Raw genomic sequence first — 6,750 nt, 5'->3', positions numbered from 1 at the left:
GCTCGAATATAAAGAGCTGACCGGCCTGCACCGACTGCTTCTGTAGCAGATGAAAGGCAACCGCTGTCCCGGAAACACCGCCGCCGACTATGACGATAACAGGCAGATCAGGCGCCTGGTGGTCCGAGCCAATGGTCAACAGCCAACTCCCTCCAGATCGATCACCACGCGAATTCTGCATCCATCGGGCAACCGCAATTATCATTGAAATAAAGATATACTCTATAAAATTTATTGACAACACGATTGCAGCGCGTGCCCACTCCCTCTGCAACCAACGGCAGTCAATACAATGCTGATATGCCTTTGCAAACAAGTGGTTATTTGTGCCTCGCACAACATTGTTTTTGCACCGCAGGATGCAAAAAACTTGGCATACGCCTGCTGGAGGAACATACTGGCGGTTGTCCTGGTTCGTGTTCTCTGTGGGAGGAGAAACATCATGGAACTACTTCGTCTGCTCACTGCGTTCGACTATACGTTGGTGCTGATTCTGGCCGCCATCTTTATATTCAGCGTCATGGAAGGCGGACATAGGAAGCACTGATCGCACACGGTCGAGAGCCTTGGCCGTTGCCGTCAGACGGACATGTCTGATGTGCGTTGAAATGTGTAGCGGAACCATCTGGAAAGCCCTCAGACCGACATGATCAGGCTCTCGGCGAAGCCGCCTATAGCAACGACAGAATTTGCTGACGCAGATAGGCCGCCGCTTGGCGAACCTCCTCCTCTCGGAACCTCCAATCATCCTGGGTTTCCCCCAGATAGGCATCTCGGGCAAGCTGCACTGCCGTTCGGGTTACTTGTTCGGACAGGCGTGGCATGACCCAATCGGCAGCGATGTCCTTGCTGACGAATTCTCCCGTCGCGGCCGTTCTCCACATACGGGCTAGTGTCAGCAGCACATTCCGCTCATCTCCGTGCAGATTGGCAAGCAAGGCTGGCAGCGCATCCCGCATAGCGCGCCCTGTATCTTCCATTGGAATTTCAGCGAGAAGATTGCCAGGAGCCGGGCCGAACAGCGTTAGAGCCTGCTGTCGCGCCTGAGCCAGGACGAGCGTGATGTCCGGATCGCAAAGAGGCTCAGGGAGCCCGCCGGCCTCGAAACTGTCGCGCAACCATTCACCATAGATGAACTCACCACACGCCGGAAAAGCCGGTGCTGCAAGACGATCCTTCAGAAACACCATGAGTTCGATGCAGCGCGGAGCACCGGGCCGGACGGGGTAACGACCCGAAACCTCCAGCAGACGAGCAAGCAGGCGTTTGCGCATGGAATTGGTCATCGGGAGATCGATGATTACCAAAACATCCACATCGCTTTGCGGCCGCAGTCCGCCCGCGACCGCCGATCCGTGCAGATAGACGGCCTGGAGATGGTCACCGAAAACATCCTTGGCAATTGCCAGAGCCACCCGGGCTTCCGCCGCAATTTCTGGTGTTGCAGTCTGCATGCAATCTCCGAACGTGATCATTCCTATATGATGATCGAAGAGCCGTTTTTGCAGACCAACGCAAGCTCTTCATCCTTATAGCCGTCAAATCAGAAAGTATGGATCTCGCAAGATCCTAAATAGGAGCCGGATCGAAGTCTTTTGATTTTAGAACGAAACCGCGTAATTACACTTGCAAAAATCAAAGCCAACATTGCAGCACAGGATTGTATAATCCGACACATCTATTTATGGGCCTGTGAAAAATATTCCACAAGCTTCGCGCAAACAATTCCTAGGATATTTCCCGACATCGACAAGACATGAAGCAAAGGGGATATACTTATGAGTTACGACTGGGATGGTACAAAGACACGCCGGATGAGAAGGCTGAAATATGGGCTTTCCCTATTTCTCTTCACAATGTCGATAACCGCACCGACGGCGTTTCTGCTGCACCTGCGCTGATCCAGTGCGGCTTTCCGCTTGTCGGACGTACTCCGATCGGTAGCGGAATTTTATCTCGAAGCAATGGTTGCAACATCCAGAGCCAATCCACCGCGCCGGGGAACCAAAGCAAGCCTCCGTTCGTTCCTAGTGGCACTTTCCGCTATCAAGGAGAACATCATGGCAGACGTCTCGCTGGACAAGGATATCAATGCTCAGATCAACGAGCTCCGCAGCCAGATCGATAAGCTCTCTACCGAACTGGCGAGACGGATCGACAGTGCTTCGGATCGTGCCGACGAGGCTCTTTCTTCGGCAAGAGGAAAAGTTGCAAGCATCGCGGATCATGCTCGCTCCGAGGGCCGGAACGTGGTGCAGGCCGCCCGGGAAAATCCAACGGCCACGAGCTCCGTCCTGATCGTGACGGCGCTTCTCGGCCTCTTTACTGGCCTTCTTCTGGGTAGACTTTCCGACTGATGCGACACCTCTCAGATGAAAACGTGACCAGCCGTTGATCAAGCCTGCGGCCGATCGCGGGCGAGCGGTTATACAAGCGACGGTGTTCGCCGGATTGAAGCGTCGATCATTTTGCAACCAGCTTATAAATTTGCTGTCCGCGGCGGAAGCAAAATGCGGAAAATGAATTGGAAACCGTTTCCAATTCCCCGGAAATCGCGCAGCCGAAAACCCTTGAGGCGCTGCAAACTATTCAACGATTTCAAGAGGTTTTTGGTGGGTGATGTAGGGCTCGAACCTACGACCCGCTGATTAAGAGTCAGCTGCTCTACCAACTGAGCTAATCACCCGCACCGCTTGCTGGCGGCGTGACCGGGCATATAAATAGGATCGGTTTGATTGTCCAGCGGCCAGACGAATTTTCTTTGTCTTTTTGTCAAAAAAATTTTAGAGGCGGCCGAAAACTCAATAAAATCAAAGCTCAAGAATTCCTGACGCAACACGCACCGCCTGGCCGCCGATACGAGCATTGGCGATCAGCCCGCCATCGATGTCGAGGTGAAGATGAATCAGCGACGGCCGCCCCATCTCTATGCCCTGCTCTATGATAACAGGATGATGCCCATCCGGCAGCGCGTCGAACTGATTGATGGCACCGGATAGCGCCGCCACTGCAGCACCTGTCGCCGGGTCTTCGACGATACCCATTCCCACGGGGAACATGCGCGCATGGAATTTGGCGACGTGATTGACGCCGCCGCGACAATAAATGAAAGCTGAGGCAAGCGCGCCATCGACGAAGGGCACCGTCTTTTCCCAGAGCTGCAGATCGAATTCCAGCCGTTCCGCCGCGCCGACATCGTGCACGGGCACCAGAAGGAACGGCACGCCGGCACTCCAGATCGAGGGAACATGGTTTTCGAAGCCGATCTCGGTGATTTTCAGGCTGAGCGCGTTGGCGATATCGGCTCTGTCGAGCGGCAGAAGGATCTCCTGCGACTTCTTCGGCAGATCGAACTCGGCAAAGCTTGCCCTGTTCTGCCGCAACTTGATGGCGCAGCGCACCGGCCCGACGCGCTCGTCGAGAACGGAAACGAGATCAAGGTCTCCGCCGTGATTGGCATGGGCCTTCTCCGCCAAGGCGATCGCTGTGCCGACGGTCGGATGTCCGGCAAAAGGCAGTTCGCGGCCTGGCGTGAATATTCGCAGGCTTGCCGTATGGGCGGGATTTTGCGGCGGCAGCACGAATACGGTCTCGGAAAGGTTCATCTCCCTGGCGATCGCCTGCATCGCCTCGTCGCTCAACCCCTCGGCATCGAAGATGACCGCGAGTGGATTGCCCGCCAGTTTGCTGTCGGTGAACACATCATAGACACTGTAGCTGCGCGCCAATCCGGCCTCCATCCATGCTTCCAGACTTGATTATTCATAACGGCAAGCGACCCCAGCGCAAGCCTAAGCTATCTGCCGCCACCGAAGAACCAGGAGAGGATCGGCAGCATCGCGACATTGTAGCGCTGCGCCGCGGGATCAGCCGAGCGAATTGCGACCACGCCGTCGACTTCATCCTCTTCGGAAATCAGCACATGCGCCTCGATTCGCCGCAACATATCCTCGGCCGTCCAGGGGAAGCGGAAAACACGGAAAAGCGTGACCGAACGACTTATATGGGCAGCGTAGTATTGAGGATCTGCGGTCGCATCATTCAGATCCAGACCGGTTTCCTCCAGCACTTCCCGTCGCATGTTGCCAGCTACATCGGCATGCCCGTCGACGATATCGTTCTCATCCAGCGATCCGGCGGCGCAATAGACCTGTCCGGGATTGGCCGTGTGTGGCGCCATGCGGATCGCGATGATCGCACCATCGGACGACACCACGACCGCAAGGCCGAAAAGGTGAAAGCCACCCGGCTGCCTCTGCCTGCGCCACCAGAGAAACGTCGAGAAAGACGTCACATACGATTCCCCCATCACAACGCCATCGACAATCGACAGTCGATGCTGAAAGACCATGCGGCCGTCGTAAAGGGCGGGATTGGCGTCGATTTCCCGCGCCCAGTTCTCCTGAGCGGCCTCTCGTTCCCGCAGATGGAAGGGATGCTCCCCGGGGAGCACGGCAAGATCGATGCTGGAAACGGGAAACACGGTACATTCCGGCGGCCAGCCGGCCATGTCGTTCTGTTCTGAGATGCTCATATCAAATCCAATGTCATGACGACGGGGCAATGGTCCGAGGCCTTTGGCCTGTCCCAGCCGACGCGCGGATAGCGCTCCACCTCCTGCCCCGGTGGGAATATGGTTCGAAAAGGCTGGCCCGATCGGACGATATCGGGAGAGCGCTTCGCATTGGCGCGCGCCAGAGCCGGAGAGAGCCAGATATAGTCGAGCTGGCAAAGCCGTTGCTCCTGTGGCCCGCGCGCATGGTAGAGCGTCCAGCGGTCAAGCTCGTCTCGCCGCCGCACGACATTTTCGGCAAAGCCGTCATGGCTGAAGGCATCGAGCGCACTGCCCTTCTCCTCGCTCCGCGGCTCGAAGCGATAGCCGGTGCGGCGCGTGCCGATGACATCGATCCATTCCTGGTAGTCGTTCATGTCGCCGCAAATCGCGAAATTCTTCGACGCCGTATGACCTGCGCCAAACCGATCTTCGATGATGCGACGAACGGCCAGCGTCTCGGCGCGGCGGATCGGCATGGTCGCGTGACGTCCATCCACGCCTTCGCGCGCCGGCCCCATCGATTTCAGATGGATGACATAGAGCGAAAACGGCACGCCGCCGATGTGAAGATGCAGTTCCAGGCAATCGCGCTTGAAGATCTTGTCTTCCACATGGTGGCCGAGTTCCGCCAGCTCGTCGTTGAAGAGCCCGAAATCGCCATAGGTCACCATGGCGTGACTCTTGATGTCGTTGAGCACGATCGGCTGACCGTCACGCGTCTCCTCGCGCATCATCACGGCAACATCGATACCGCGGCTGTCATTGCCCTCGATCAGATATTTCTGCCGATAGCCATTGCCGACCATGCGGTAGAGATAGCCATATTCGAAGGCCTGGAGCGCCGCCATGTTGTCCACTTCCTGCAGGCAGATGATGTCGGCATCGGCGTCTGCGATCGCGAGCGCGGTCATCTGCCTGGTGTCGTCGGTCGCGGCGACCACCCGCGCCGCCTCCAGCTGCTGATAGACTTCCTCGTTACGGACATCGAAGAGCTGCAGCACGCGATCCTGGCGCAGCTGGTTGCGAAAACCGGTGTAATCGAAACGGGTCAGAAGGTTTTCGACATTGAAGGTAGCGAGGCGCAGGGACATGAAGCATTCCAGTTTATCAAGAATATGAGCCGGCTCACCAAGCCGGCATCAGCCGGCTTTGGCTGTTACGGTCGATTTGAACTTGCCCATTAGATAAGGGCCGGAGAGAACCGGAGCGTATTTCGGCTCCTCGCCTTCCTTCAGGCATGACGGCAGGCAGGCGATCTCGGCAAACCAGTTCGGCTGATGAAAGAAGGCTAGGGATTGTCGGCGCTGCATGCCTCCCTCCTCCTGCGGCGGATTGACGACGCGATGGACGGTCGAAACCCAGCGATCATTGGTCCACAGTGCCATGAGGTCACCGATATTGATGACGAAAGCACCCTCCACCGGCGGCACCGGCGTCCAGTTGCCGTCAGGCGCGATGATCTCGAGCCCCTTGGAGCCAGGCTGCGGCAGAAGGATCGTCAGGCTGCCGTAATCGGTATGCGCGCCGGCGCGAAGCTGGCCCGGCTGCGGCGGCACATGCTGCTCGGGATAGTTCAATGCGCGCAGTGCGCTGATCGGTGCATCGACATAGGAATCGAAGAAATGTTCGTCGAGACCAAGCGCCGTTGCGAATACGCGCATGATACGCGCCGCCAGATCCTCCATCGCCCCGTAATAGGCCTTCCACGCCCCCGCAAACCCTTCTGGTCCCTCCGGCCAGATGGTTGCGGCATAGCAAAAGCCGAGTGCTTCCGGGTCGGTCATGCCAGCCGGAACGGAAAGCGGACCGCCATTGAAGCTCTCTTTCAGATCTGGCGGCGTATCGACATTGCGCGATTTCGCAAGCGCCTCAGTCCCAGGCCCTAGATAGCCGTAAGGGTAACCGGGATAGAGCGTCTTGGCGCGCTGCTTCACCTCGGGCGGCAGATCGAAAAAAGTCTGCGTCTTCTTCCAGACCTCGGCGATCACGGCATCGGCGATGCCGTGGTTGGCAATCGCCAGGAAGCCGGTCGAGCGGCATATCCGATCCACCTCCGCGCCGAGCCGCTTTTTCTCGTCATCACCGGCCACCTCGAAAGCGCCGAGATCGAAAATCGGAAAGCTATGATCGGACATGAGCGACTCCCATTCGTGACGTCGAGCAAATCAAGCATAGGAGACGACGGGGAACAACCA

Annotated in this window: 6 protein-coding genes and 1 tRNA gene; 1 reads left to right on the top strand and 6 read right to left on the bottom strand. The window is 57.3% G+C overall.

All coding sequences use genetic code 11. The annotated features are described in order from the left end of the window. Positions 1-671: 671 nt before the first annotated feature. A complete protein-coding gene (locus AC13Q5_RS34540; protein ID WP_488504884.1) occupies positions 672-1,454 on the bottom strand; it encodes an aminoglycoside adenylyltransferase family protein in 783 nt (260 codons plus the stop codon). 606 nt (positions 1,455-2,060) lie between these two features. Between AC13Q5_RS34540 and AC13Q5_RS34535 the strand changes: the two genes are divergently transcribed. Continuing rightward, on the top strand, positions 2,061-2,357 hold the full coding sequence (locus tag AC13Q5_RS34535) for a hypothetical protein (protein WP_092716051.1): 297 nt from the start codon (positions 2,061-2,063) through the stop codon (positions 2,355-2,357). A gap of 253 nt (positions 2,358-2,610) precedes the next feature. On the opposite strand, the gene AC13Q5_RS34530 is transcribed toward AC13Q5_RS34535, so the two are convergent. The 5 genes from AC13Q5_RS34530 to AC13Q5_RS34510 all read right to left on the bottom strand — a co-directional run bounded on the left by AC13Q5_RS34530 (position 2,611) and on the right by AC13Q5_RS34510 (position 6,690). Further along, positions 2,611-2,686: transfer RNA gene (locus AC13Q5_RS34530), tRNA-Lys, on the bottom strand. Between the two features lie 124 nt (positions 2,687-2,810). Next, positions 2,811-3,728, bottom strand: a complete 918-nt coding sequence (locus tag AC13Q5_RS34525; RefSeq protein WP_457881769.1) for a PhzF family phenazine biosynthesis protein — start codon at positions 3,726-3,728, stop codon at positions 2,811-2,813. A gap of 68 nt (positions 3,729-3,796) precedes the next feature. Beyond that, the gene (locus AC13Q5_RS34520) at positions 3,797-4,534 is read right to left on the bottom strand and encodes an NUDIX hydrolase (RefSeq protein WP_488504883.1); all 738 of its coding nucleotides are present in this window, start codon (positions 4,532-4,534) and stop codon (positions 3,797-3,799) included. Beyond that, entirely contained in the window at positions 4,531-5,646 is a 1,116-nt protein-coding gene (locus tag AC13Q5_RS34515) for an endonuclease/exonuclease/phosphatase family protein (protein WP_488504882.1), read from the bottom strand. The genes AC13Q5_RS34520 and AC13Q5_RS34515 overlap by 4 nt, the downstream gene beginning before the upstream one ends. 48 nt (positions 5,647-5,694) lie before the next feature. After that, positions 5,695-6,690: an isopenicillin N synthase family dioxygenase gene (locus AC13Q5_RS34510; RefSeq protein WP_075850827.1), complete on the bottom strand. Its 996-nt coding sequence runs from the start codon at positions 6,688-6,690 to the stop codon at positions 5,695-5,697. Positions 6,691-6,750: the final 60 nt, after the last annotated feature.

The sequence above is a fragment of the Martinezella sp. CNPSo 3964 genome (genome assembly GCF_057784375.1).
Note: the sequence above shows the minus strand (reverse complement) of the source record. Positions and strands in the feature narration are given on the sequence as shown.

Coding starts and splice junctions, on each gene's coding strand:
- AC13Q5_RS34540 (WP_488504884.1), bottom strand. CDS start 1,454: ATGCAGACTGCAACACCAGAAATTGCGGCGGAAGCCCGGGTGGCTCTG.
- AC13Q5_RS34520 (WP_488504883.1), bottom strand. CDS start 4,534: ATGAGCATCTCAGAACAGAACGACATGGCCGGCTGGCCGCCGGAATGT.
- AC13Q5_RS34510 (WP_075850827.1), bottom strand. CDS start 6,690: ATGTCCGATCATAGCTTTCCGATTTTCGATCTCGGCGCTTTCGAGGTG.
- AC13Q5_RS34535 (WP_092716051.1), top strand. CDS start 2,061: ATGGCAGACGTCTCGCTGGACAAGGATATCAATGCTCAGATCAACGAG.
- AC13Q5_RS34515 (WP_488504882.1), bottom strand. CDS start 5,646: ATGTCCCTGCGCCTCGCTACCTTCAATGTCGAAAACCTTCTGACCCGT.